Source organism: Variovorax sp. GW531-E2 (assembly GCF_059423125.1).
The window spans coordinates 247,228-273,354 of the sequence record NZ_JBWKXQ010000001.1 but is presented as its reverse complement, the minus strand read 5'-3'; the positions used below and the strand labels follow the sequence as shown (position 1 = coordinate 273,354).

General features: G+C 70.7%; 17 protein-coding genes. 5 read left to right on the top strand and 12 right to left on the bottom strand.

What is annotated here, in order from left to right; genetic code table 11:
* Positions 1 to 84: 84 nt before the first annotated feature.
* A complete protein-coding gene (locus AC07XP_RS01075) occupies positions 85 to 1,263 on the bottom strand; it encodes an acetyl-CoA C-acetyltransferase (protein ID WP_495263528.1) in 1,179 nt (392 codons plus the stop codon).
* Positions 1,264 to 1,324: 61 nt separating this feature from the next.
* On the bottom strand, positions 1,325 to 3,097 hold the full coding sequence (gene phaC / locus AC07XP_RS01070; RefSeq protein WP_495263527.1) for a class I poly(R)-hydroxyalkanoic acid synthase: 1,773 nt from the start codon (positions 3,095 to 3,097) through the stop codon (positions 1,325 to 1,327).
* Between the two features lie 126 nt (positions 3,098 to 3,223).
* On the opposite strand from phaC, the gene AC07XP_RS01065 reads away from it, so the two are divergent.
* Positions 3,224 to 3,532, top strand: coding sequence for a hypothetical protein (locus AC07XP_RS01065; RefSeq protein WP_307693228.1), 309 nt, complete (start codon positions 3,224 to 3,226; stop codon positions 3,530 to 3,532).
* Here AC07XP_RS01065 and pgeF read toward each other — a convergent pair.
* Genes pgeF through AC07XP_RS01050 form a run of 3 tightly spaced genes read right to left on the bottom strand, consistent with a single transcriptional unit; the run spans position 3,464 to position 5,801 of the window.
* Positions 3,464 to 4,216: a peptidoglycan editing factor PgeF gene (gene pgeF / locus AC07XP_RS01060; RefSeq protein WP_495263526.1), complete on the bottom strand. Its 753-nt coding sequence runs from the start codon at positions 4,214 to 4,216 to the stop codon at positions 3,464 to 3,466. The genes AC07XP_RS01065 and pgeF overlap by 69 nt on opposite strands.
* A 14-nt stretch (positions 4,217 to 4,230) precedes the next feature.
* On the bottom strand, positions 4,231 to 4,869 hold the full coding sequence (gene maiA, locus AC07XP_RS01055) for a maleylacetoacetate isomerase (RefSeq protein ID WP_495263525.1): 639 nt from the start codon (positions 4,867 to 4,869) through the stop codon (positions 4,231 to 4,233).
* 23 nt (positions 4,870 to 4,892) lie between these two features.
* Positions 4,893 to 5,801 (bottom strand): tetratricopeptide repeat protein, encoded by a 909-nt coding sequence (locus AC07XP_RS01050; protein WP_495263524.1) that lies wholly within the window; start codon positions 5,799 to 5,801, stop codon positions 4,893 to 4,895.
* A gap of 166 nt (positions 5,802 to 5,967) precedes the next feature.
* On the opposite strand from AC07XP_RS01050, the gene AC07XP_RS01045 reads away from it, so the two are divergent.
* The 4 genes from AC07XP_RS01045 (at position 5,968) to AC07XP_RS01030 (ending at position 8,361) form a co-directional block, all read left to right on the top strand.
* Positions 5,968 to 6,669, top strand: coding sequence for a fumarylacetoacetate hydrolase family protein (locus AC07XP_RS01045; protein ID WP_070061132.1), 702 nt, complete (start codon positions 5,968 to 5,970; stop codon positions 6,667 to 6,669).
* Positions 6,670 to 6,689: 20 nt separating this feature from the next.
* Positions 6,690 to 7,241 carry an NUDIX hydrolase gene (locus AC07XP_RS01040; RefSeq protein ID WP_495263523.1) on the top strand — a complete coding sequence of 184 codons (552 nt, stop codon included), beginning with the start codon at positions 6,690 to 6,692 and terminating at the stop codon, positions 7,239 to 7,241.
* Positions 7,242 to 7,252: 11 nt separating this feature from the next.
* Entirely contained in the window at positions 7,253 to 7,741 is a 489-nt protein-coding gene (locus tag AC07XP_RS01035) for a CreA family protein (RefSeq protein ID WP_062480278.1), read from the top strand.
* A 113-nt stretch (positions 7,742 to 7,854) separates the two neighbouring features.
* A complete protein-coding gene (locus AC07XP_RS01030) occupies positions 7,855 to 8,361 on the top strand; it encodes a murein hydrolase activator EnvC family protein (protein ID WP_062480281.1) in 507 nt (168 codons plus the stop codon).
* A 12-nt stretch (positions 8,362 to 8,373) separates the two neighbouring features.
* Here AC07XP_RS01030 and AC07XP_RS01025 read toward each other — a convergent pair whose 3' ends face one another.
* From AC07XP_RS01025 to AC07XP_RS00995, 7 genes are all read right to left on the bottom strand, one after another.
* On the bottom strand, positions 8,374 to 9,999 hold the full coding sequence (locus tag AC07XP_RS01025) for a phospholipase D family protein (RefSeq protein ID WP_495263522.1): 1,626 nt from the start codon (positions 9,997 to 9,999) through the stop codon (positions 8,374 to 8,376).
* Between the two features lie 137 nt (positions 10,000 to 10,136).
* Entirely contained in the window at positions 10,137 to 10,364 is a 228-nt protein-coding gene (locus tag AC07XP_RS01020) for a hypothetical protein (protein WP_070061133.1), read from the bottom strand.
* A gap of 60 nt (positions 10,365 to 10,424) precedes the next feature.
* Positions 10,425 to 10,982 carry an RNA polymerase sigma factor gene (locus AC07XP_RS01015; protein WP_095745813.1) on the bottom strand — a complete coding sequence of 186 codons (558 nt, stop codon included), beginning with the start codon at positions 10,980 to 10,982 and terminating at the stop codon, positions 10,425 to 10,427.
* Positions 10,983 to 10,995: 13 nt separating this feature from the next.
* Positions 10,996 to 23,607 (bottom strand): filamentous hemagglutinin family protein, encoded by a 12,612-nt coding sequence (locus AC07XP_RS01010; RefSeq protein WP_495263521.1) that lies wholly within the window; start codon positions 23,605 to 23,607, stop codon positions 10,996 to 10,998.
* Between the two features lie 139 nt (positions 23,608 to 23,746).
* The gene (locus AC07XP_RS01005) at positions 23,747 to 24,712 is read right to left on the bottom strand and encodes a FecR family protein (RefSeq protein ID WP_495263520.1); all 966 of its coding nucleotides are present in this window, start codon (positions 24,710 to 24,712) and stop codon (positions 23,747 to 23,749) included.
* Positions 24,713 to 24,785: 73 nt separating this feature from the next.
* Positions 24,786 to 25,331, bottom strand: coding sequence for an RNA polymerase sigma factor (locus tag AC07XP_RS01000; protein ID WP_495263519.1), 546 nt, complete (start codon positions 25,329 to 25,331; stop codon positions 24,786 to 24,788).
* A gap of 10 nt (positions 25,332 to 25,341) precedes the next feature.
* On the bottom strand, positions 25,342 to 26,064 hold the full coding sequence (locus AC07XP_RS00995; RefSeq protein WP_495263518.1) for a TonB C-terminal domain-containing protein: 723 nt from the start codon (positions 26,062 to 26,064) through the stop codon (positions 25,342 to 25,344).
* Between the last annotated feature and the right edge of the window lie 63 nt (positions 26,065 to 26,127).

Here is a 26,127-nt window from a genome sequence, read left to right as displayed (position 1 = left end):
GCGCGCACAAAAAAGGGAGGGGAGGCATCGGCCCTTGCGAGCCCCTGCCTCCCCTCCCCGTACCGGTTCACCCGGTGATCAGGCTCAGCGCTCGATCGTCAGCGCCACGCCCATGCCGCCGCCGATGCACAGCGAGGCGATGCCCTTCTTGGCGTTCTGGCGTTGCATTTCGTGCAGCAGCGTCACCAGGATGCGGCAGCCCGACGCGCCGATGGGGTGGCCGATGGCGATGGCGCCGCCGTTCACGTTCACCTTGTTCACGTCCCAGCCCATTTCGCGGTTCACGGCGCACGCTTGCGCAGCGAAGGCTTCGTTGATCTCGAGCAGGTCGAGGTCGGCGGCCTTCCAGCCGGCGCGCTGCAGCGCCTTCTGCGACGCCGGCACGGGGCCCATGCCCATGATGGTCGGATCGAGGCCGGCAGTGGCGTAGCTGGCGATGCGGCCCAGCGGCTTCAGGCCCAGGGCCGCGGCCTTCTTGGCCGTCATGACCATCACGGCGGCGGCGCCGTCGTTCAGGCCCGAGGCATTGCCCGCGGTCACGCCGCCGGCCTTGTCGAAGGCGGGGCGCAGGCCGGCCAGCACGTCGGCGTTGGTCTTGCGGTTGATGAACTCGTCCTGGTTGAAGACGAGCGGGTCGCCCTTCTTCTGCGGAATGCTCACGCCGACGATTTCGTCCTTGAACTTGCCGGCGTCCTGCGCGGCGGCGGCCTTGGTCTGGCTGGCCAGGGCCAGTTCGTCCTGCGAGGCGCGGTCGATGTTGTACTTCTTGGCCACGTTCTCGGCCGTGATGCCCATGTGGTACTGGTTGTACACGTCCCACAGGCCGTCGACGATCATGGTGTCGACCAGCTTCCAGTCGCCCATGCGCTGGCCGTTGCGCGAGTTGGGCAGCACGTGCGGCGCCATGCTCATGTTTTCCTGGCCGCCGGCGATCACGATTTCGCTGTCGCCCGTGGCCACGGCCTGCGCCGCCAGCATCACGGCCTTCAGGCCCGAGCCGCACACGGCGTTGATGGTGAGCGCCGGCGTTTCCTTGGTGCCGCCGCCCTTGAGCCAGGCCTGGCGCGCGGGGTTCTGGCCGGCGCCGGCCGCGAGCACCTGGCCCATGATGGCCTCGCCCACCTGGTCGGCCGTGAGGTTGGCGCGCGCGATCACTTCCTTGATCACGAGGGCGCCCAGCTCGGTGGCGGGAATGCCGGCGAGCGAGCCGCCGAATTTGCCGACCGCCGTACGCGCAGCCGAAACGATGACGATGTCTTCCATGAGGTTCTCTCCGTTGAGGTGATTTGAAATCGGTTGCGATCTTGCGGGAGCTGGCGCCCGTTCAGGCCTTGGCCTTCACGTAGCGTCCCGGCGCCGGTTCGATGGCCTTGTAGGCCTTGCCGTTGCCGTAGCCCTTGGGCGCGGGGATCTGCTTGCCCGCGTGGCCCTTGAGCCATTGTGCCCAGTCGGTCCACCAGCTGCCCGGCTGCTCCTGCGCGCCGGCCAGCCATTCGGGCTGGGTCTTGGGAAACTTGCCGTCCTCGCGCAGCCAGTGGCTGCGCTTGTTCTTGGCCGGCGGGTTGATCACACCGGCGATGTGGCCCGAAGCGCCCATCACGAAGCGCTTCTTGCCCGTGAGCAACTGCGTGGAGGTGTAGGCCCCGCCGATGGGCACGATGTGGTCTTCGCGCGAGCCGTAGATGTAGGCCGGGATGTCGATCTTGCCCAGGTCGATCTTCTCGCCGCAGACGGTGAGCGCGCCGGGCTTGGCCAGCTTGTTCTCGTGGTACGTGTTGCGCAGGTACCAGGCGTAGAACGGGCCCGGCAGGTTGGTGGCGTCGCTGTTCCAGTACAGCAGGTCGAAGGCCGGCGGCGTCTCGCCCTTGAGGTAGTTGCCGACCACGTAGTTCCACACCAGGTCGTTCGGGCGCAGGAAGCTGAAGGTCGAGGCCAGGTCGCCGCCGGGCAGCAGGCCGCCCTTGCCCAGCTGCATCTCGCGGTACTGCACCATGGGCTCGTCCACGAAGATGTCCAGGATGCCGGTGTCGCTGAAATCGAGGAAGGTGGTCAGCAGCGTGACCGACGCGGCCGGCTTTTCGCCGCGCGCCGCCAGCACGGCCAGCGCGGTGCTCAGGATGGTGCCGCCCACGCAGAAACCCAGCGTGTTGATCTGCTTGCTGCCGCTGATCTCCTGCACGGTATGGATGGCCTTGATGGCGGCGTTCTCGATGTAGTCGTCCCAGGTGGCCTGGGCCAGCGACTCGTCGGGGTTGCGCCAGCTCACCACGAACACGCGGTGGCCCTGCTCGTTCGCATAGCGGATGAGCGAGTTGTCGGGCTGCAGGTCGAGGATGTAGAACTTGTTGATGCACGGCGGCACCAGCAGGAACGGCCGTTCGTACACCTTGGCGGTGAGCGGCTTGTATTCGAGCAGCTGGAAATAGTCGTTCTCGAACACCACGGCGCCTTCGGTGGTGGCCACGTTGCGCCCCACTTCGAAGGCGCTCTCGTCGGTCATGCTGACGTGGCCCTGCTTCATGTCGTGCAGCAGGTTCTGGATGCCCTTGGCGATGCTTTCGCCCTGCGTGTCGATGGCCTTTTTCTGCGCCTCGGCATTGAAGGCGAGCGAGTTGCTGGGCGAGGCCGCGGCCATCCACTGCTCGACCGCGAAGCGCAGGCGCGCCTTGGTCTTGTCGTCGGCGTCGATGGCCTCGGCCATGCGCATCATGGTGCGGCCGTTGAGCAGGTACACGGCGGCCGAGAAGGCCGCCAGCGGGTTGCTGCCCCAGGCCTCGGCGGCAAAGCGCTTGTCGCCCTCTGGGCGGGCACCGAAGCCGCGGCGCCACAGGTCGGTGGCGTCGCTCAGGTACTGCTGCTGGATGGACTGCAGCTGCTCGGGATCGATGGAGAACTTGGGCAGCTCGGGCATGGCGGCTGCGCCCGGGAATTGCGCCATTTGTGGCAATTGCCATAGCGGCGTGCCGCCGACGTCGAAAGCGGCGGAACCTCCTGGACCTGCAGCTTTCTGGAAAGCCTCCATGGCCTGGGTCCAGCCCTGCGTGAGGGCTTTTTGAAAGGGCGCGAACGCATCGGCCCCCGTGTCTTGTTGCTTCATCATGTCTCCTGGCCGTGGCCTGGGTCGATACGAACGGATGGCTTGCGTGTTTTGAGTATGCTGCATTCGCAAGGCACTCACAACGCCGCGCTTTCACTAATCCCTTGAAACAAAACGTCTGCGCCTGTGTTCATCCATTTGATCGTGATCGGCTGGCTCTACGTGGCCGTGATGATGGCGGTGGCCGAGGCCACCAACACCACGGGCACGGTGCTGGGCGCCATCTTCACATTTCTTCTTTACGGCCTCGCGCCGGTGGCGCTGGTGATCTACCTGATGGCCACGCCGGCGCGCCGGCGGGCGATCAAGGAACGCGAGGCGCAGGCCCAGGAGGCAGCACGTCGCGCCGCCGCAGAGGCCGCAGCTTCAGACCTTCCAGACCAGCGCAGCGAACCGCCCGCTGACGCCGTCGCGCCGGTGCGAAAAGAACCGTGACGGCTGTGCGACGGTGCACCACGCATCGCCGCTGTCGTTGCCGTGAAGCGACGCGACACCCACTGCACGCAGCCGCTGCCGCGCAAGCGCAGGCAGGTCGGCCAGCCACTTGCCTTCGGCCGCCGCAGGCGTGAAGCACGCCGCCGCCTCGGGCGACTGCGCCTCGAAGGCGGCCTTGACCTCCGCCCCCACCTCGAAGGCCTTCGGGCCGATGCAGGGGCCGAGCCAGGCCATGAGGCGCGGCGCGCCTTCATCCTGCGCGAAGGCGCGCACGGTCTGTTCGAGCACGCCGCCGGCCAGCCCGCGCCAGCCCGCATGCGCGGCGGCCACGCGGTGGCCGCGTTCGTCGGTGAAGAGCACGGGCAGGCAGTCGGCCACCATGACGGTGCAGGCGCACGCGGCGGTCGTGGCCGTGCAGGCATCGGCGACAGTGCCGTCGTGCACGGCATCGTCGAGCGACACGAGCCCCGTGCCATGCACCTGCTGCAGGAACACCGGCCGCGTGCCGATCGCCTGCTGCAGCCGCCGGCGGTTCTCGGCGACGTGCGCGGCGTCGTCGGCCACGTGGTCGCCGAGGTTCAGGCTCTCATAGCGTCCGGTCGACACCCCGCCGTCGCGCGTGGTGCACAGCGCGCGCACGTTCAGCGGCGCGGGCCACTCGGGCACCAGCCATTGCGGATTCATCGCGACGTGCCGGCTCAGGGTTCCGCGTCGGGCGACTGCGAAGGCTGCGCGCGCTGGAAGGCGTCGAGCTTCATGCAGGCGTCGAAGGCGGCCATGGTGCGCGGCAGGCCGCTGAAGTCGCAGTCGAAGCGGCGGCCGTTGAAGATCTGCGGCACGAGGCAGCAGTCGGCGATGGTGGGCGTGTCGCCCCAGCAGTAGGTGCCGCCCGGGTGCTGCGCGAGTTGGCGCTCGAACGAGAGCAGGCCGTCGCGCACCCAGTGGCGGTACCAGGTGTTCTTGGCTTCGTCGTCGACCTTCAGTTCCTTCACGAGGTACTTGAGCACGCGCAGGTTGTTCAGCGGGTGGATCTCGCAGGCGATCGACTGCGCCAGCGCGCGCACGTGGGCGCGGCCCACCGGGTCGCTGGGCAGCAGGGCCGGCTCGGGGTGCGTTTCGTCCAGGTACTCGATGATGGCCATCGACTGCGAGAAGCGCTCGCCCTCGTCCTCGAGCAGCGGCACGAGCATGTCGGCCGAGATCGCCGAGTACGGGCCGGTGCGGTGTTCGCCGCGTGCGATGTGCACGGGCATGTAGTCGTAGTCCAAGCCCTTGAGGTTCAGGGCGATGCGGACACGGAACGAGGCGGAGGAGCGGAAATAGTTATGCAGCTTCATGATTTCTCGAGGATAGCGCCCTCTCAGGAGCGTGGTGTGGCCGGGAGCGCGCAACGGAAATCGCGCAGCCGGGCGTCGGGGTGTTCTTGTTGCCACGCATCGAGCAGCGCGCGCGCCGCGGCTTCTTCGCGCGCGGCGATGCCCAGGTGCCACGGCCCTTCGGCCGCGGGTGGTTCGCCGGGCGCGTGGTTGTGCTGGTCGTCGGGGCGACCTTCGGAGCAGGCCTTGCACAGCACCTGCATGCTCGAGGTCCAGTTCTCGGCGCTGAGGCCCGCGTCCTCGAAGCGGCGCACCAGCGCATCGATCGCCTCGGCCTGCACCTCTTCGACGAAGACTTCGTAGGTCGCATGGTCCGACGGTGCGATCAGCGCGAGCGCGTCGAACACCGGCACCTCGCGCTCGCCGCGGCGGCGGTAGCCGTTGGCGGCGCCGTCGTGCAGCACCAGGTCGCCGTAGCGGTGGCCGCTGGCGGGCGTCGGCACGTTGCGCAGGATGGCGCGCGCCGGGTCGATGCGGTCGGCCCAGACCACCTCGCTGGCCTCGTCGCCGTGCACGCGGATGGGCGTGAGACCAACGAAATAGTCGACCGGCCCTTCGCCGTCCGGGATGCCGATGCCGTACTGGCGCCATGCGCGCCGCGCCGTGGGCCAGTCGCCCAGCGCGGTGGCCGCGATGCCCAGGTTCCACAGCGCGCCTTCGTTGCCCGGCTCGCACTGCACGGCGCGGGCGTTGGCCTGCAACGACGCGGCCCAGTCGCCGCGGTACTTGTGGATGAGCCCGGCGTTGTACCAGGGCGCCGACCAGTACGGATGGATGGCGCTGGCCTGCGCATAGGCGGCCAGGGCGCCGTCCTGGTCGCCGGCCTCGTCGCGTTCGCGGCCGAGTTCGTTGAAGGCGGTGGCCTTGCCGGCTTTGCCGAGTCGGATGGGCATGGTGGAGCGAGAGAGAGAAGAGGTCGGGAAAGGAGTCGGGGAAACGCGCAGAAGCGCCTATTGTGGGCCGCCGCAAAATCCCGAGTCCGGCGTGCCGGCAAGCCCGTGCCGCCTCTGGCACACTGCCGGTCTCCCCTCCCGCTTCGCTGAAAAAGGACACCTTCCCATGGCTTCCGAGTTTGTTTTCGCCCCGCCGGCCACCGTTTCGGTGCCGGTGGCCGGTCAGCCCGCACGCTTCCCGGTGCACCGCATCTACTGCGTGGGCCGCAACTACGAAGATCACGCCAAGGAAATGGGTTTCACCGGCCGCGAGCCGCCCTTCTTCTTCATGAAGCCGGCCGATGCGCTGGTGACGGTCGATGCGGGCCAGACCGGCACCATGGCCTACCCCACGCTCACGAAGAACCTGCACCACGAGATCGAGCTCGTGGTGGCCATCGGCACCGGCGGCAAGAACATCAAAGCCGCCGACGCGCACAAGCACATCTACGGCTACGCCGTGGGCCTGGACATGACGCGCCGCGACCTGCAGAACGACATGAAGAAGCAGGGCCGCCCCTGGGACATCGGCAAGAGCTTCGAGCAGAGCGCGCCCATCGGCCCGATCGTGCCCGTGGCGCAGGCCGGCAACGCCGAACAGGCCGAGATCTCGCTGCAGGTGAACGGCGAAGACCGCCAGCGCAGCACCGTGAGCAAGCTGATCTGGAACGTGGCCGAGACCATCGAGCACCTGTCGGCGGCCTGGGAGCTGCAGCCCGGCGACCTGATCTTCACGGGCACGCCCGAAGGCGTCGCGGCCGTGGTGGCCGGCGACACGCTGGTGGGCCAGGTCGCAGGCCTGCCCGCGCTGACCGTCAAGATCGTCTGACGCCCGCGCGGTCCCGCTTCATGTTTCTTCGCGTACCCATCAAGCATTGCAAGAACTGCGGCACGACGGTGGTCTACCGCGTGCCGGACGACGGCGACACCAAAGAGCGCGCCGTCTGTCCGGCCTGCCACACGATCCACTACGAGAACCCGCTGAACGTGGTGGGCACCATCCCCGTGCTGGGCGACAAGGTGTTGCTGTGCAAACGCAACATCGAGCCGCGCTGGGGCAAGTGGACGCTGCCCGCGGGCTTCATGGAGCTCGAGGAAACCACCGCCGAGGGCGCGGCCCGCGAGACCAATGAAGAGGCCGGCGCAAACTTCGAGATCGAGGGCCTGTTCGCCGTGATCAGCGTGGTGCGCGTGGGCCAGGTCCATATGTTCTACCGCGCGCGCCTGCTCGACGACCGCTTCGACCCGGGCCACGAGACGATCGAAGCGCGCCTGTTCACTGAGGAAGAAATTCCCTGGGACGAGATCGCCTTTCGCACCGTGCGCCAGGCGCTCGAACATTACTTCGAAGACCGCAAGCGCGGCAGCTTCGACCGCGTCCACGAACTCAGCATCGTTTGAAAAATTTCCCCATGCTCAAGACCCTGCGCGCCACCCTCCTCTGTGGCGCCAGCCTCGGCTTCGCACTCGCCGCTTCGGCGGCCAAGGCCGACACGGTCGGCGAGGTCGACACGGCATTCAAGCTCATCGGCCCCGACCACAAGATCGTGGTCGAAGCCTACGATGACCCGAAGGTCAGCGGCGTCACCTGCTATGTCTCGCGCGCGCGAACCGGCGGCATCGCCGGCGCCTTCGGCGTGGCCGAGGACAAGGCCGAGGCCTCCATCGCCTGCCGCCAGGTCGGCCCGGTCAGCATCACGCAGCCGCTGCCCAAGCGCGAAGAGGTCTACAGCGAACGCCTGTCGGTGCTCTTCAAGCGCCTGCGCGTGGTGCGCATGGTCGATCCCAAGCGCAACACGCTGGTCTACCTGACCTACTCCGACCTGCTGATCGACGGCTCGCCCAAGAACAGCGTGACGGCCGTGCCGGTCGATCGCGGCACGCCGATTCCGCTCAAGTGAAGGGGCTGCTGAAGGGCTCGGCGATGCGAGTTTGCTAGCATCGTCCGAGCGGCCGACACCGAGATGTCGGCCTTCGACGGAACCCTCCGCAACGAATCCGTTCCAACAGCGTCATGCACCTTCAGACTTTTGTTTTCCGAACCGCCGCCACGTTGCTCGTGGCTGGGGGCATTGCCGCCTGCACCACGCCCGGCCCCACGCCGCCGCAGCAGCCTGTTCCAGGCGCCACGCCGCCGCCACCGCGCCAGGCGCTCTTCATCCGCCCCGCCGCCGGCACCACCGTGGGCCGCTTCGACGGCGTGCGCAACAAGGGCCTGGACATCGCGGGCAACCTGGGCGACCCCATCGTGGCCTCGGCCGACGGCCGCGTGGTGTACGTGGGCGGCGAGTTGCGCTCCTACGGCAACATGGTCATCGTGAAACACAACGAAACCTTCCTCACGGCCTACGCCCACGCGAAGACCATCCTCGTGAAGGAAGGCGCCGTGGTGCGCCAGGGCCAGAAGATCGCCGAAATGGGCAACAGCGAATCCGACCGCGTGAAGCTGCATTTCGAGATCCGCAAGAACGGCACCGCCGTCGATCCCGAGCCGTACCTCAACGGCCGTTTGCAGCAGTAAACGTAAAAGCCGTTACAGCAGGCTTTCGGGGACCAGGGGCGCCAGCAGCTCCAGCCGCCAGCGGGCCCAGAAATGGGTCTCGGGCTCGGTGTGCAGGATGGTGTCCGCCCCGTCGCCCGACGCCGGGTTCACCCACTCGATGCCGCCGCGCGGCCCCAGCTGCAGCTGGTAGGCGCCGTCCAGCCGCATGAAACCGATCAGGCTGGTCAGCTGCTGAGCGATCTGCGGGCTGAAGATGAACAGGCCGATCTCGGTGTTGTGCAGCGCCGAGCGCGGGTCGAAGTTCATCGAGCCGACGAACACCACCTGCCCGTCGATCACGGCCGACTTGCCGTGCAGCCGCCCGCTGGCCGAGCCGTAGATGCCGAAGCGCTTCGTCTGCTCCACGCGCTTGGGGCTCAGTTCGTACAACTCCACGCCCAGGCGCAGCATCTGCGCGCGGTAGCGCCGGTAGCCGATGTGCACCAGCGACTCGTCGGTGGCCGCCAGCGAGTTGGTGACGATGGTATAGCCCACGCCGTTGCCGCGCACGATCTGCATCGTCTCCATGCCGCCCCGCCCGGGGATCAGGTACGGCGTGGTCAGCAGCACCCCGTGCTGCGCGCCGCGCAGGTAGCGCTGCACGTTGTAGAGCACGCTGTCGGCGGCCTGGTCGGCCGGCAGCCCGCGCCCTTCGTCGGTGGGCGCCAGCGCCTTGGCGGGCGCGTCGGCATACGCCTCGGCGCGCGCCCAGCTCAGCGCGAGCTTGCCGGCATTGAGGTCCTTGGCCAGCGGGTTGTGGCCCAGCAGGTCGGTCGATTCGGGCTCTTCGGGGTGCAGCGTCTCGGGCCCCGTGGTGAGCCGGTCGAAGCGCTCGCGCAGCGCCTGCACCGACTCGTTGCCGCGCGGCACCAGCGACTCGATGGGATAGACGTATTGGCTGTTCCAGTACATGTCGAACAGCGAGGACAGCCGGGGCACCACGGCGCCGGCCACCAGCGTGTCGATGTCGATGAAGTTGGAGCCGCCGTCGCGCAGGAAGTACTCGTTGGCGATGTTGCGTCCGCCCATGACCGCCATCGTGTTGTCGACCACGAACAGCTTGTTGTGCATGCGGCGGTGCACGCGGTCGAAGTCCAGGATCGACCACGCCCAGCGCGTGCCGAAGCGCGAGCGCCCAGCCGGGAACGGGTTGAACAGGCGCACCTCGACGTTCGGGTGCGAGGCAAAGCTGGTGAACAGCGGGTCGGCGCCCGCGGTGTACAGGTCGTCCACCAGCAGCCGCACGCGCACGCCGCGGTCGGCCGCGTCGCGCAGCGTGCGCAGCAGGTAGCGGCCGGTCTCGTCGTTCTGCACGAGGTAGTACTGCACGTCGATGGAGCGCTGCGCGCGGCGCGCCAGCTCGATGCGCGCGTGCAGCGAGAACTGCGGCATCGGCAGCAGGCGAAAGCCGCTGAGCGGCTCGCCCGGCGGCGCGGCGGCCTGCACGAGGCGGCCCAGCGCGGTGTCCGCGCCGTCGGTGATGGCACTCGAGGGCTTGCGCACCACCTCGGTCGGCAGGCCGGCGCAACCGGCGAGCACGAGCATCGCCAGGCTGCACAGCAGCCAGGCGAACCACCGGGCGCGCGGCACGTCAGCCCGGGGGAACAGGTTGCGCATGAACGACAGGATTTGGGAAGGACAAGGGCACGGAGCGAAGGTGAAAAAACGCCGCTGCCGCGCGGCGCGGTGCACGACCGCGCCCACGGGTGGCGGTTTCTACCACGCGCGGCGCGAGCGCGCAGCCAATGCCTGCGTCAGTGCGCGCGCTCGGACCACTGCCGCACGAAGTGCTCCGCGCGCACGTTCGCGCGCGCCACGGCTGAGTCCCACGACAGCTGCTGGGTGATGACCAGCGCGCAGCGCGGAATGCCGTCCAGGCTCAGCGCCGCGATGCCGGCGTAGGTGCCCTTCGGGGTGCGCGTGAGTTCGAACCATCCCGTCCAGCCACCTGGCACGTGAAGGTCGAGTCGGGCGGAGTCCATGATGAATTCATCATAGGCCTTTAGTTTTCATTTGCAAACATTGCATACAAAAGCAACGGCTCAGGCATGCATGTCCGAGCGGCGACCGGTCGGCAGGCGCTGCAGCGCCTGGCGCAGCGTGGAATCCACCCGCCGCAGCGACAGCCCGTGCCGCACCGCCACCTCGTGCCGCGTCAGCTCGTGCACGCGCAGGGCGACGAAGATGTCCTGGTGGCGGTGCGGCAGGCCCTGCATCGCGCGTTCGACCGCCTTCAGGTCGGAGCGCGCCTCGGCGATCAGCTCGGGCCCCGGTGCGTGATCGGCCACCTGGGCCAGCGTGTCGTCCGCCTCGCCGGTGTACTGCCAGGGACGCTCGGCGCGCAGGCGGTCCATGGCGGCATTGCAGGCCACGCGGAAGATGTAGGCCACGGGGTTGTGCAAGGCATCCGTGAAGGCGGCCTCGGCCAGGCGCAGCCAGGCGTCGTGCAGGCTTTCGGTGGCGGCGTCCGCACACCCCAGGTGCAGCGACAGCCGCCGGTGCAGCTGCGCGTAGTGCGCCACCAGCAGTTGCTGGACGTCCGGCGGCGCAGGGGCGGTCCCCGCGGCATCGCCGCGGGGCAGCAGGCAGGCGTGCGACATGGTGCGTCGCCGCCTAGCGGCCGCGCGGCAGGCCGCGCCGTTCGGGCTCGTTCAGGCGCTTCAGCTGCGCGTCGGTGAGCGCACCGTGCCCCACCATCTGGACGAAGCCCGACGGGTCGTAGCTCGCCTGCTCCGCCGGCCTGCGCCGCACCTCGGGGGCCTCGGGCGCGCCGGACGCGGGCTCGTTGCCGAAACCCAGCACGCGCACCGAGAACACCGACGGCAACGCCTGCCGAGCCGCCGCGCGTTCGCGCTGCATCACGTCCTGCGCCGCCGCCGTGGCCTGCGACGCCGCGGCGCTGGCATTGGTCAGCGCGCCAACGTTCACCGACGCCACCACCGGCAGCCCGGCGCTCTTGCCCTGCACCTGCACGTTGGCCGCATTCACGATCTGCAGCGCCGCCAGGTTCACGTTGCCCGACACGCGGATGCCCGCCTCGCCCGCATCGATGGTGCCCAACGGCGCGATCAGGTCGATGTCGCCGGCCGGCACCTCCGGAATCGGGTTCAGCGTGGCGATGCCCGCGCCCGTGCTCGGCACGTCCGACGACAACACCACGTTGCCCCAACGGTCGTACACGCGCTTGGGCGGCGTGTAGACCACCGTCGTCTTCGAGCCGCGACCGGCGTTGATGTCGCCTTCGGCCGACCAGCCCAGCACGCTGCCGCCGAAGGTGGTCATGATCCGGCTCTGGCCCAGCAGGATGCTGCCCAGCGCGTACAGAGAAATGTCGCCCGCACCCTGCGTGATGACGCCCGGAATCAGCGTGCCCACGGCCTGGGGCGCCGCGCCCTCGATGCCGAACACCTGGCGTCCGCCCGGCGTGAGCAGCGCGATGTCGCCGCCGAACAGCGTGTTGATGCCGGCCGCGCCGAACATCGTGATGTCGCCCCTGTAGCTCGTTCCCGGGAACAGCGACGCGATGGCGTTGCGCCCGCGCAGGTAGCTGCCGTAGCGCACGCCGGCCTCGTCGTTGTATTCGCGGCCGCCCTCCTTCAGTTCCGCGAAGTACACGCCGCGCAGGTAGCTGCGCTGCTGTTCCGGCGGCAGTGCGTTGAAGAAGGCCAGCGCCTCCTGTGCGCCTCCCTTGCCGCTGTAGCCCTGCGAGGCTTCGAGCCAGTTCACCAGGTACAGCTGGCTTGTCTGCCGGTAGTCGTTGGCGAGCACGCGGCGCGGCGTGCCGGTGTCCGCGTCGAGGCGGGCTTGCCGCTGCGCCATCCAGGCCGCCGCGCCGTTGTCGTCGCCGCTGTAGCCATGCTCGGCGCGCAGCCAGTCGCCCAGCGTGAGCTGGCGGTTGTAGTTCTTCACCACCTTGCCGGCCTGGTCGGCCAGCGGCTGGCCGCTCTGCATGAGGTGGGTCGGATCGAGGTAGCGCTGCGCGAAGCCCGCGTAGTCGGGCCCGTGGGCGCCCACGCCGACCAACATCGCGATGCCCGCACCGGGCCGGCTGTCGCCCGGCACCACCGCGCCGAGGCTGCTGACCGAGGCCCTGTTCTCCATGCGAATGTCGCGCCCGGCCGTGATCTCCAGCGTGCCGGGGCCGGCCACGTTGAAGGTGCTGAACAGGATGTCGCGGCCCGCCGAGACCACCGAGATGTCGCCCGGCTTCTGGTGCGCGAACAGGTTGCCGCTGCTCTCGAAGTAGGTCTGCGCCACGCCGCTCGAAGCCTCGGTCTGCCCGACGGGCGTGCCGCTCGCGACGATGTCGCGCCCGGCCCGCATCCACACCGGCTGCGCGCCCTCGTACCAGGTCTGGCCGGCACGCGTCGCGTCGTCCGGCGCGAAGCGCAGGATGCGCCCGCTGCTCACGCCGACCAGGTCGCCATGCACGGCGTAGAACCGCGCCGGCTGCGTGCCCACCGCTTCACCCGACACCGTGTTGGGGCCGAAGGCGAACAGCGGACGCACGCCGCCGCCGGCCAGGTTGTTGCCACCCGACAGGTTGCCTAGCACCGTGCCGTCGCTGGTGGTGCCCTGGAACGCCGGACGCCGCGGCGTCGCCAGCGCAGAGGCCGCCGCGCCCGACTGGCTCACGGTGTTGCCTCCCGCATAGATCGAGTCACTGGCCAGGAACTCCAGCGTGCCGTGGGCCGAGGGTGCCAGTACCAGCGGCGTGCCCGTGCCGGTGTTGTCGAAGGTCGCCGCGTCGCCATAGAACAGGCTGCCGCTGGCGGCCACCGCACTCAGGATCGAGGGGTAGACGAACGCCGAGTCGGTCACGGGAATGCCCGCGCCGCCCGTCACCGGCACCAGGTCGCCGCCCGCCCCGAAGAGGCGAATGGCGGTGTGCGGCGTCCACAGGGTGAACCAGCTCTGGCCTTGTCCCGCCAAGCCGTTGGCGCTGAACGGCGTGGCATTGGCGAGGTCCACGCGCGTGGGGTCGATCACGCCCTTGACCACCAGGTCGCCACGCGTGGCGAGCGTGTAGTTCGCATCGCCCGGCGCCAGCACGATGCCGCCTTGCGCCATGCCGCGGGTCGCGGTGTAGGGGTCATAGGCGCGGGTCTCGCGCGGCGACTGCGTCCGTTCGGTGAGGCCGTAGACCAGGGGCAGGCTGCCGAGGGTGCCGGCCTGCAGCTGCACGTCGCCCCGGAGGTTGACGATGGCCCCGTTGAGCCCGGCGTCGGTGTCGCCACCGGCACCCTCGACGTAGGGCCTGTGGAGCGGATTGAAGGCACCGCCCACGCGCACGAGCACGTCGCCGCCGCCCGTCAGGCTCAGGCTGCCGTCGGCCAGCACACGGCCGGTGCCGCCCACCGCCAGCACCAGGCCCTGGCTGCGCCGGCTGTCGGCGTACGAATCTGTCTTGGCGCCGCGCCGTCCCTGCAGGCCCGCGTTGCCGCCCACGTCCACGCGCAGGTCGCCGCCGCCCAGCGTGCCGAAGCCGGTGAAGCCGAGCAACTTGTCGGCCGCCCCGGTCGTGCCGACATACGAGCCGAAGTTGATCCACCACGCCGTGGGCTGGTCCTGCGCGCCGCCGAAGCTGTCGCCCGTGCCCTGGCGCCACAGCCAGTTGCCGATGGCGCCGCTGCTGAAGCCCTTGTCCGCGGGATTCGGCCGCCCCGCACCGCTGCCCCCGGCGACCAGCATCGTGTCGCCGGTCAGGTCGCCGCCGGCCTTCAGCGTCAGGTTGCCGCCGGAGGCGGGGTACCAGGCGCGTGCCAGGTTCTGCGTGCCGCCATCGACGAACTTCTCGTAGCCACCGCTCGCGTCGTTGAGCACCGTGCCCTTGGCGCCCACCGCGCGCGGCAGGTTGTAAGGGTCGCCGGCCCGCGTGGCCTGCGACGAGGCGCCGGCGGTGTACACGCCGAACAGCGAATCCATGCGCAGGTTGCCGGCGGCCAGCAGGTCGAGATCGGCCGCGCCGGTGCGCACCACGCTGAAGCGCGTGCTGCCCGGCAGGTAGCTGTACTCCGGGGCGGCGATGACGCAATAGCTGGGAAGGTCCACGCAAAGCTCCGGGTACTGGATGTCCGCGAAATCGATGGGCTTGCCAGCCATGCTCTCGTCGCCCACGAAGTTGATGGACCCTTCCACGCTCCACAACTCGCCGCCGGGCTTCAGCTTGCCGAACATCCCGTAGTGGCTGTCCGCCAGCCGCAGGTTGCCCCGGCCCGCCGCCGGATGCACCTGCACGATGCGGTTGTCCGCCGCGTTCAGGTCTGCACCCGCGGCCAGCCGCACCGACCACGACTGCGAACCTTCGGGCAGCATCGCCGCCGCGGCCCACAGCCTGCCGGCGCCGTCCGGGCGCAGGTTCACCGAAGTCACCCCGCCGGGCAGCTTGATGTTGGTCGCGGCCGGGAGCAACGCGCCCAGCGGCAGCGTGAGGGCGCCGTTGAGCACGAACTTCTTGCCGTCGCCGGGCAGCGGCACGCCCTTGGGCCACACCACGCCCGACAGCGTGGCCGCCGACGGCAGGCGCATGCCGGCCCCCAGCCGCGTGCCCACCGGCAGCGTCACGTTGGCGCCGCTCACGATGCTGCCCGCCGCGAACAGCAGCGCGCCCGCGGCGTTGCGCACGTCGGCGCTCAGCACCGTGCCCACCTTCAGTTCGAGCGCCTTGGCCAGCACGCTGGCCACCGGCATCAGTTGCCCGGCCACGAAGAGCGTCGACTTGATCGGCAGGTCGTAGTTGAGCGTGCCGGCACCCCCCTCGAAGGTCGTGCCGTCGGCCAGCACCACGCCGCCGCGCGGCAGCACGGTGTCGCCGCGCAGCAGGTTGACGCCAGGCAGCAGCAGCCAGCCGCCGTCGTCCGGCGTGGCGGGCGGCGGCGCAAAGCCGTCGTTGAGGCTGCCGAAGATGTCGAGGTTGCCGCCCGCGCGCAGGGCCAACGTGCCCACCTCGCCCGAGCCGTACACGCCGGTCTTTGGTGTGTGCGGGTTGGCGCTCGCATAGCGGTAGCCCGACAGGTCGATGTCGCCCTGCACCACCAGGTCGCCGCCGGGGGTCTTGCTGACGATCTGCACGCCGGGGCGCAGGTGGAAGGCGTCGGCATAGCGCGCGTTGTTCAGGCCCGCGAGCTTGCCGTTCATCAGCGCGCCGTTGGCCAGCGCGTGGTCGATGAAGGCCGTGCTCTGCAGGTGTTTGGCGTCGAGGTACGCCTGGTCGATGACCTGGTAGGGCCGGCCGGTGGCCGCCGCATCGGTGCCGAAGCGGGCATCGTCGTAGCGCCACATGCCGTTCACGGCGATGGAGCGCGCGCCCTCGATGGCGATGCTGCCGCTGGCATCGATGCGCAGGTCGCCGACGGTCTCGCCGGTGCGGCCCGCGTTGAGCTCCAGCGTGCCGCGTGCCCTGCCATCGTTCTGGCCCGGTTCGCCGCCCACCCGGGCGTCGGTGCCGTGGCGCAGGTCGATGCGCGAACCCGAGGCCAGCGTGAGCTGCCCGTCGTTCGACGTGAGCTCCACCATCGCGCGGTTCGGCGAATCGATGATCTGGCCGTGGCTGTCCACGCGCAGCGTGCGGCCGTGCGCGTCGAGCACCGCGCTGCCGGCCAGCGTGAGGTTGTGTTTCGCGGCCAGGCTGATGCGGCCCACGCGCTCGCCGCTCGCGTCGATGGTGCCGGTGACGGTGAGGCTGCCGTTGTCGAGCGACACGTTCACCTCGCCGGCCTTCAGGCCGTCGCCGATGACGAGGTCGCCCTGACGCAGCTGGAAGCTGCGCACGCCAAACACACCGCCGTCGTTCAGCCGCTGGTTGAGCGCCGCGAATTCGGCATCGCCGAGCTGCCGCGCGCGCACGTCCACGCTGCCCACCGCGAACGGCACCCGCGTGCCGCCCGCGTCGTAATGGCCGCTGCTCGCGCCGAGGATGCGGCCCTGCAAGTCGACTGCCCCGGCGGCATCGTCGAGCGCCATCGCCTTCAGCGTTCCGGCGCGGTTGTTCTTCGCCGAGATGTCGATCACCGAGCCCGCCGCCTGCCGCAGGTTGCCGTGCAGGCTTTCGAGCACCACGTCGCCACCGGCGCTGTACCTGCTCAGGTCGTTGAACACCACCTCGCGGCCCGACAGGTCGAGCACCGCGCGGTCGGTCAGCGTGAGGTCGCGTTCGGCGCTCAGCGTGAGCTTGCCGCTGGGCAGCGCGACAGTGGTGTCGAGCGTCACGTCGTGTCCGCGCAGGCTCAGCTCGGCGCCCAATGCGGCATCGCCGGTGGCCGCCGCCGGCGCGCCCGCAGGTGCGGCCACGCGCAGCGTGCCGCCCGCCGTGATGCGGTTCACCGAGCCCGCCTCGCCCGTCAGCAGCGGCGAGACGATGTTCAGGTTGCCGCCGCTGTACGCGTAGCCCTTGCCCGCTTCGTACGCGCCCTGCGACTGGTAGACCGAGAGACTGCCCTTGTGGTTGGCGCTCACGCGCTCGGACGCCTTGAGGTTCACGTCGGCAAAGCCCAGCACCAGGCGACCCGCGTCTTCCAGGCCGCTCGGCTGGCTGTGGGGGCCGTAGCCGAACTCGATGTGCTCGGCCTCGATGTTCAGCGTGCCGCTGCCGGTGCCCGCGCCGTCGCGCACCACGGCGGAAGGCGCCGTGGTCGCGCCCTGCCACACCAGGCGGCCGGTGCGGATGGTGGCCACGTCGCCCGCGCCGCCCTGACCGTAGATGGCAGGCGTGGCCAGCACCAGCTGCGCCATCGTCGCCTTGCCGGTGGCGGGGTCGATGGTGTCCAGCGCCGCGGTGCCGAAGAAGTTGACGCCGCCGCTGGCGCTCAACTCCAGCGTTTCGAGCGCGGGCGCGCCGTACTGCCGGTCGCCGCGCAGCAGGCGGTCGAGCAGGGCCTGGCTCATGGCCAGTCCCGGCGGCAGCGTGTGGTTCTGCGCGGCGGCGGCCAGCGCGGCGCTGTCGCCCACGTTGATGCCGCGCACCGCCAGCGTGAGGTGACGCGTGCCGTAGCGCACCGCCTCGTTCATCTCGAAGCGGTCGGGCGTCACCATCGCGATGGTGCCTTCGGAATACAGCTCGGTCTGCCCGCTGCACGACGCGCTGGCACACACGCCGATCTGCAGGCTGCGGTTGTCCGAGGTGGCCTGGGTCTGCGGCACCGGCAGCGTGCTCACCCGGCCGTTGGAGACCATCAGCATCTGGCCGGTCGCGGCGTAGACGAAGCCGTCGCCGGCATCGTAGGCGGCCTTGCCACGGCCCAGGGTGTGGATGCGCGCGCCCTGCTCGACGACCACGCCGAGCGGCGTGCCCTCGGTCGCGCCCACCGCGGCCAGGAACACCTCGGGTGCGGACAGCACCGCCCCCTGGCGCAGCACCACGCTCTGCCCACCGTCGCCGGTCTGGATGACGTTGCCGCTCTGCCCGTAGTCGGCGCCCTGCAACCCGCCGATGACCAGGCGCGACGCGCCCATGCCACTGAGCGCGCCCGCATCGAGCGTGACGCCCTGGAAGCCCGCCGTCGCCGGCGCGCCGGCCGCGACGATCTCGAGACCGAGCTGCTCCTCGCTGCTCGTGGCCACCACGGAACCGCCCCGCCCGCCCTCGCCCACCTGGAAGCGCGCCGTGCCGTCGAAGCGCAAGGCCTCGGCGCCCGCACCGGGCGCGAGCTTCAGGTGCAGGTTGCGCGCGTCCGCCGGCAGCATGGCGCGCGGCACGCCCACGCGCAGCGCGTCGGCGCGCACGAAGTCGCCGTAGCCCATCTCGTTGTATTGCGAGTAGCTGCGCAGCACCTCGCCCGACGTCACGATCGCCTGACGGAACAGCGTGTCGCCGATGCCGGTGCGGCCCACGCCCAGCTGCGCGGCCGTGAGCCACGAGCCGTTGCGCATCGCCAGCGTGCCGGTGGGCGCGCCCAGGCCGGCCGCGCCGTTCAGCTCCACGCGGAAGGCGCCTTGCTGCAGCGCATAGGTCGAGGGCATCAGCGTGTAGGTGCCCGCGGGCAGGCCCGGCACGCCGGCGCCGATGGTGATGTGCTGACCCACGAGCGGATCGACCGCGCCCTTCTCCGCGCCGGTGGGTGCCACTGCCGGCTGCACGCCGGGCACGATGGCATACACCGGGTTCGTCGCGAGCCCCGGCAGCGTGAAGCCGCCGCGGGCGCCGACCTGCATCAGCGGGCTGAAGCGCGCGTCGGTCGAGCCGCCGCGTCCGCTCACGAAGCCCGCGCCCCGGAGGTTGCCGCCGCCCGACAGGTCGAGCGTGGCGCCTTCCTGGCCTTGCACGCTGGCCCCCATGAACGTGAGGCCGATCGTCTGGTTGCGCTTGTAGGTGTCGCCCGCGCCCACGCCGGTGAGCTTGACCTGCTTGCCGTCGTACAGGTAGTTGATGCCGTCGACCGTGCCGCCATAGGGCATGTCCAGCCCCTCGCCGCTCACGGACGTGAGGCTGCCGGGCAGCAGCCTGACCTGCGTGGTGAGCGCATCGCCGAGCGTCAGCTGCCCGAGCGGCACCCGCACCACGCCGCCCTGCTCGATGACGCCGGCACGCAGCGACAGGTCGCCGAAGGCCGAGTACGGCACCTGCGGGATCGCGCCCGTGCCCTCGATGCGCAGCACCGTGTCGGGCCGGTAGGTGCCGTCCGGCGCCAGGCCCGCGGACACCAGCGCCACCACGCCCGTGGCCGGGTAGATCTGCGCGGCGCGCAGGGTCAGGCTGCCGGGCACGACCAGGCTCGTGGAAACGCCGACGTCCTGCCGGCCTTGCAGAAAGCGCAGGTCGCCGCTGCTGGCCAGCGTGACATGGCCGAAGGCGGCCAGGTCGACCGTGGGCGCTTCGCTCGCGCTGTCGAGCACGGGGACCTTGCCGTTGACGCCGAAGCCCATGCCGTCGCGGATGTCGATCAGGTCGCCGGCCACATCGAGGCGGGTGCCGGACGGCACGCGCACCACACCGCCTTCGGCGACGGGCGCCCTCAGGACTTCACGCGTGAACGACGGCATCGCGCCGGCCAGCCGCACGTGCGCGGCGGACAGCGCCACGTGCGCGTCGTCGGGCGCGTTCGTGCCGAGCGCAAGGCCGCCGGCATAGATCTGCAGGCCCTGCCGCATGCGCAGGTCGACGCCGTCTTCGAAGGCGAGCGTGGAGCCGGCAAACAGCGAGAGGGTGTCGAAGCCGCCGCGCCGGACCGTGTCGGTGCCCAGCCGGCCCTGACCGTATGCGAGGGCGCCGTCGTCGACGCCGGCCTGCAGGGTGTCGGGCGCGAGCGGTGCGCCTTGTTCCACACCCAGCACCAGCACGCGGTGCCGGCGCACGCGGTCTTCCGCCTGCTGCAGCGGGTCCAGGTGCAGGCGCAGGCCCGGCGTGCCGAGCACCACGGCCAGCGTGCCACCGGCCGCGCGCTCGCCGCCCGCGACGGCGCGCAGGGTGCCGTCCAGCTGCAGCCCGTTGTACGACGCGAGCGAGATGCTGCCGCCATTGCTGCTCACATCGGTCGCGCCCATGCCGGGCACGTCGAGCATCGCATGCGTGCCCGAGGCATCGAGCAACGCGCCCGGGCGCACGACGACGAAGTTCTGCGACGCGGTGGCCTTGCTCCCCACCGGATCGATCTCGCCGCCGACCACGATGCTGCCGCCGTCGCGCACCAAGCCGTAGCGCTTGCCGGTGGTGTCGGTCGCAGTGGCCGCGTGCGCCGACGCATCGAGCACCGCCTGCCCACCGATCCAGATCGAGCGGGCATGGGCCTGTGCATTGGCAATGTCCGATTCGAGGTCGGTGATGTCCACCGTCTTCAGCACGATGCGCCCGCCGTTCGCGCGCAGCGTGCCGTCCACCGTGAGCTGGCCGGCGCTGCGCACCTCGATGGCCTGGCCCGGGTCGACGTGGATCGCGGCGCCCTTGCCCACCACGGCCTGCACCGTCGGCAGTTCCTGGGCGAGCGTGGTCGTCGTGCCGGCCTGCAGCGACAGGCTCGCGCCCTTGCGCTGCGTGAGCACGGCCTGGGTCGCGTCTTCCTGGTAGAGCGGCGGCGTCCACACCTCGAGCGCGTCGGCCGGACGGCTGCCGGTGGCGATGTCCTGCGCGTGGGCGCCGAAGCGGTACACCGGCATCGTCACGTCGATCTGCGCACCGTCGGCCACCGTGAGGCCGTGGTTGCCGATGAGCGCATAGCGGCTGAAGCCCTTGTCGAAGAAACCGGCGTCGAGCATCAGCGTGTCGGCCTGCGCCGTGCCCGAGGTGTCGCCGATGGCGACGCGCATCGTCTGCACGCTCAGCGTGCCGCCGCCGTCCACGCCGTGGCCGCGCAGCACCGCGCCGTCGAGCGCGACATGGCCACTGCCCGTGTTGAAGCCGTCCGCCTCGAGCGTGACGCTGCCGCCCTTGCCTCCTTGCTGCTTGGCCTTCGACAACAGCGCCGCGCCGGACGACACGTCGATGACGCTGCCCGTGCCCAGCACCACGTCGCCGGTGCTGCGCACGGACACGCTGCCGCCGTTGCGGTACGCCACGCCGCCCGCGTCGGCCGGGTTCGTCAGCAGGTGGGTCCACAGGCCACGGGTGTCGAGCGTCGCACCGCCTGCGAGCACCACCGAGGTCGTGCCGCCGTCGGGCGCGTTGAGCGTGCTGGTGTCCTTCAGGTAGTTGAGGCTGACCTGTTCGAGCACGTTGCCCAGCTGGATGCCGCCGCCGCGCGCGACGAGGTCGGCATTGACCTTCACGTTCGGGCTGTACAGCACGAGGTGGCCGCCGTCGCCGACCTGCAGCGCCTTGTCGACCGCGATGCTGTCGGTGGCCGCGATGCGCACCGCGCCCAGTCGGAAGCCGCTGAGCTGCGCCGCATCGAGCACCAGCGTGCCGCGGCGCTCGGCGGGCAACACCGTCGAGAGGTCGAGCCCCGCCGCAATGCCTTCGGCCGTGTCGCCGAGCACCACGTTCTTGATGCCCGCAGCATCGAGCCGCCGGTGGATCGCACCGCCCGTCTTGTCGTAGTAGGCGTCGTAGCGGCCCACGACGAGCTGCCCGCGCTGCGCCACCGCGCCGGTCGACTGCTGGTAGCCATCGAGCCCGGCCTGCCGCGCCTGCGTCTGGCGCTCGCCCTGGAAGGTCTCGCCGACGATCGCGCCTTCGAGCACCGCGGCCTGGGTGCCGACGATGAGCAGGCCGGCGTCGCGGCCCACGGTGTAGCCGCTTTCCAGCCGCGTCTGCGGGCCGATCAGCGGGTTGTAGAAGAAGCCCGTCGTCTTCTTGCCCCAGCGCGCGTGTTCGTCTTCGAAGCCCTTGTAGACGCCCGTGTAGCGCAGGTCGCCCGGCGCCTTCGACACTTCGTAGAGCCGCCCGTCGGCGCCCTTGAGCCAGCTCTGGTTGAGCCTGCCCGTGAGCACGTCGAGCGTGCCGCCCGAGATGTTGATGCTCGCGCCGCGCTGCGTGACCAGCTCGCCGCCGCTGAAGCCCACCACGCCGCCCTGCGCCATCCACTCGCCCACGCCGTGCGCCTGCGTGCCGAGGTAGCCGCCCACCTCGAGCAGGCCGCCGCCGGTGTACCAGCGTTCGCCCTGGTAGCCGCCGGTACCGCCGGGCACGAAGACCAGCGAGCGCCGGTCGATCCACAGGTCGTTGTTGTTGAGGTTCTTGCTGTCGCGGTTGAGCGGCGCATCGCGCTGCTCGTTGCCCTGCACGTTGATCTTGATGTTGTTGGATTCCATCGCGAGCTTCACGCCCACCGCGCCCGACACGTCGATGCGCGCACCCTCGCGCACGAGGCTGCGCTGCTTCGCGTCGACCACCACCTGGCCGCCGGTGGCCAGCGTGAGCGAGCCAGCCTGGAACTCGACCGTGCCGCCGCTGGCGACTTCGACGCGCGACAGGTCGCGGCGGTCGTTGCCCGCCAGCACGATGGTGCCAGTGCCCAGCAGGACCGCCGGCGCCATGAGCCCGGCGCGCTGGCTGTCGAGCGCGGTCGCGCCGCCGGTGTCGAGCACGATGGCCGTGGTGCTGCCTTCGCCGAACCGGACCTGGCCCGTGGCGCCGGTCGCGTTCAGGTGCACCGTGCCGCGTGTGTTGACCGAGGTGCTGGAAAGGATGACGCCGCCCTGCACCACTTCGCGCCCGGCCAGCGTGACGTCGCCGGTGGTCGCCTGGATCAGCCCGGTGTTGCGCACCGTGCCCGCCGGGCTGTTCGTGTCCAGCGTGACCGCGACTTCGTTGCCGCGCGTGGTCGAGCCCAGGTTGCCGTCGGTGCCCACGCCCTTGCGGATGGTGAAGTGGTCGCCTGCCGCGAGCATCGTCTGCCCGCCGGGCGTGGCGATCTCGCCGGCGTTGTGCACCTCGGCGCCCAGCAGCAGCACATAGCCGCCGCCCTGCGTGGCCGAAGCGGGTGCGGGCGTGGAAAGCCTGGCACCAGCCTGCACCTCGACGCGGCCTTGCGCGTTTTTGAAGTTGGGCGCGCTGCCGTTGGCGTACACGCCGTGGGCCTGGAACTGCGCGTCGTCGATCTGCGCCGCCGCGGCCACGAGGTTGCGCGTGTCGACCTGGCTGCTGCCGCTGAACACGATGCCGTTGCGGTTGACGACCATCACCGTGCCGTCGGCCTTGATCTGCCCCTGGATCTGCGAAGGCCGCGCCTGCGGGTCGTTCACCTTGTTGAGCACCGCCCAGTCCTTGCGCTGCGCGAAGGCCACGGTGGTGTTGCGCCCGACGTTGAAGGTCTCCCAGTTGAGGATCGCCTTGTCGGCCGTCTGCTCGACGGTGACGACCGTGCGGCCGTCGACCTGCCGCTGCGAATCACCGGTCAGTGCGCGGGCATTCGACCAGCCCGCGGTCAGCGAATTCGTGTCGACCTTCAGGCCGCCTTCGGCCAGGCCGTCGGGCACCGAGGGGTCGTTCTGCGCGGCGCGCCGCGCGGCCGCCTGTGCCGCCTGCTGCGCCGCGATGCCGCGTGCCGCCAGGTTCAGGTTGCCGATCGACTGCTGCAACTGCTCGCTGGCGCGCTGCTGCTGCGCGAGCGGACTCGTGAGGTGCGCCGCCGGCAGCCCGTTGGGCATCAGGCCGGTGGCCGTGGCCGTGGCCTGCGCCGCGCCCTTGGCGTTGAACCAGGTCGGGCTGAAGGCGCGCTGCGCATGGGCCGGCGCGGCGGCCGCACCGGCGGCCAGCGCCAGCGCCATGGCCTGTGCCAGCGGCGAAATCCGGAAGCTCCTCGCCTGCACGGCAGCGCCCTGGCGGCGGCTGCGGTGTCCCTCGTGTGTGTTCATCTGACGCCCAGTAAAGAATGAAATGCACCGGCACGGAATCCGTGCCCCTTACTGGACAGACCGACAGACGCAAACAAAACCGCTAAGTTTCTGGACCAATCCTGAGCGCACGCGAGGGCCAATCAGGCTGTCACATTCATCAGCTAAGCAGCAGCACGCCGCCCGGCAGTGCGCGCGCCTCGAGGTCGTACGAGCGCTGGATCTGCACCAGCACCGTGTCGAGCGAAGCGATGGCGAAACGCCCGCTGACTTCGCGCCCGGCCAGGCGCTGCGCCAGCAGCACCACGCGGCCCGGCCGGTAGCGGTTGATCTCCTCGATCACGTGCGCCAGCGGCGTCTGCCGGAACACCAGCACGCCGCTGCGCCAGGCCGAGGCCTCGCGGGTGGCCACAGCCGCTACCGGCCCGAGCGAACCCGCGTCGTACAGCACCTGCTCGCCGGCCTGCAACTCGCGCGTGCCCCTCGCATGCGTGACGCGCACGCGCCCTTCGAGGCAGGTCACGCAGCCCCGGCCCGCGAGGTAGCGCACCTCGAAGCGGCCGGCCTGCGCCTCGCTGCGGGCCGCGCCCGCCACCACACCGAAGGGCTGCGGCCCGGCCACCAGGTCGACCGCCGCCTCGCCCGCGATCAGGTCGATGCCGACGACGCGACCTTCGACGCTGCGGCGCTGCACGCTGGTCTGCGTGTTGAGCACCAGGTCGACGCCCTCGGCCACCTGCACCGCGCGCTGCTCGCCGGTGGCCGTGCGGTAGTCGGCGTTCCACTCGCCGAGCGACGGCCACAGGCCCAGCGGCGGAGAGACCACCGCCACGCCCGCGGCGCCAGCCGCACCCACCGCCGCACCGAGGAACGCGCGGCGCGCGGCCACCGGCCGCGCCGACAGGATGGGAGCTCGCTGGACCTCGGCCGGCATGCCGCCGATGGCCGGGTCGAGCGCTTGCCACAGGCGTCGGGCCTGCGCCAGCGCGGGCTGGTGCTGGGGGTTGCCATCGCGCCAGCGGCGAAAGCCCTCGACGTCGTGCTGGGTGGCCGCGCCGGACGACAGCCGGCGCAGCCAGGCCTGCGCTTCGCGCAAGGCCTGTGCCTGTGCATCGGACGGGGTCATCGGGGCTTCAACCCGCGCGCGCTGAAAGATGTCGCATACCCATGAGACGGCTCTCGACGCGGTGAACCGCACTTTATTTTTCATGCGGCTCCCTCGCGTCGGGTGCGCGGTCCGCGCGGCCCATGCGGGCGGCGATGTGGTCATGCGCCTCCTTGAGTTCCTTCTCCACCGTGCGCAGCGAGATGCCCAGCCGCGCCGCCACCTCGCGCTGCGGCAGGTGCTGCCAGCGCACCATCACCAGCACCTGCCGGCGCCGTGGCGGCAGCCGCTCGATGAGCGCGCGCAGCGTGGCCAGCTCCGCGCGGTCCTGCGCGATCTGCGCGGGCCCCGGCGCGGGATCGGGCGTTTCGTCGAGCAGCGCCTCGATCTCGTCGGACGTGGCCAGGCGCCCCTGCTTCGCGACCTGGTCGTAGGCCAGGTTGACGGCCACGCGCAGCAGGTAGGCGGCGGGGTCGTTCACGCCGTCGATGTCGTCGCGGCTTTCCAGGCGCAGCCAGGTGTCCTGCAGCGCATCGCCGGCGCGCTCGGCATTACCCAGCCGCCGCGCGAGCCGCTGCTTGAGCTCGTCGTAGCGCGCGACCAGGAAGTCGCGCAACGCGGGCAGCGCGTTCTCGGGCATGGCGGTGGCGTCAGTGGCGCACCGGGCACTCGAGCCCGGGCGTCTGCGAGCGCGGCAGGATCAGCATCGTGAGCGGCTGCGCCATGTCCGGCGGCGGCGCGCGATCGATGCGCAGCTGCCGCAGGGTGTCGAGGATGGCGTCGTCGCGTGCGCGCTCGCCGCTGGTGTGCAGCAGGAAGGCATGGGCGATGCGGCCGGTGCCGTCGATCACGAAACGCATCGCCGCGCGGTAGCCGCCCGGCGCTGCGCGCGGGTGGGCGCACAGGGCTTCCCAGACGCGGGTCTGGACCAGCCCGTCGTAGCCGCGGTGCGCGGTGGCGGGCGCGGCCTGCACCGCATCAGCTGGGCGTGCCGGCGCGGGCACAGCCGGCGCGAGCCGGAGCACGAAGGCGGTCGCGCCCCCCACGCCGGCGTCGTCGGCGACCAGGCCCGTGCCCGCGAGCAGCACATCGAGGGCGGCCTGCGCATCGAACAGACCGTGCACGGGCGCGGCGTGACGTCCGGCCACGCGTTCGGCATCGAAGAACACCGGCAGGCCGGTGGCGCGGCCGTACTGCTCCAGCGCCGCAGCCAGCGGCTGGGCCTCGATGTCGAAGGCGATGCGCGCGGCCTGCGGCCGAAGCGGCGCCGCGTCGGACTGCGCGCGGGCGCTCGTCCACGGCCCGGTCATGCAGGCGACCAGCGCGATGCTGGCCAGGGAGACGAGAGGAAAGGAAGGAGGTGCATGCCGCATGAGTTCGATACGCCCGGCGAAAGCCGCCGCCCGGGGGGCATGTCGAAGCGGATGCTAGGTTCG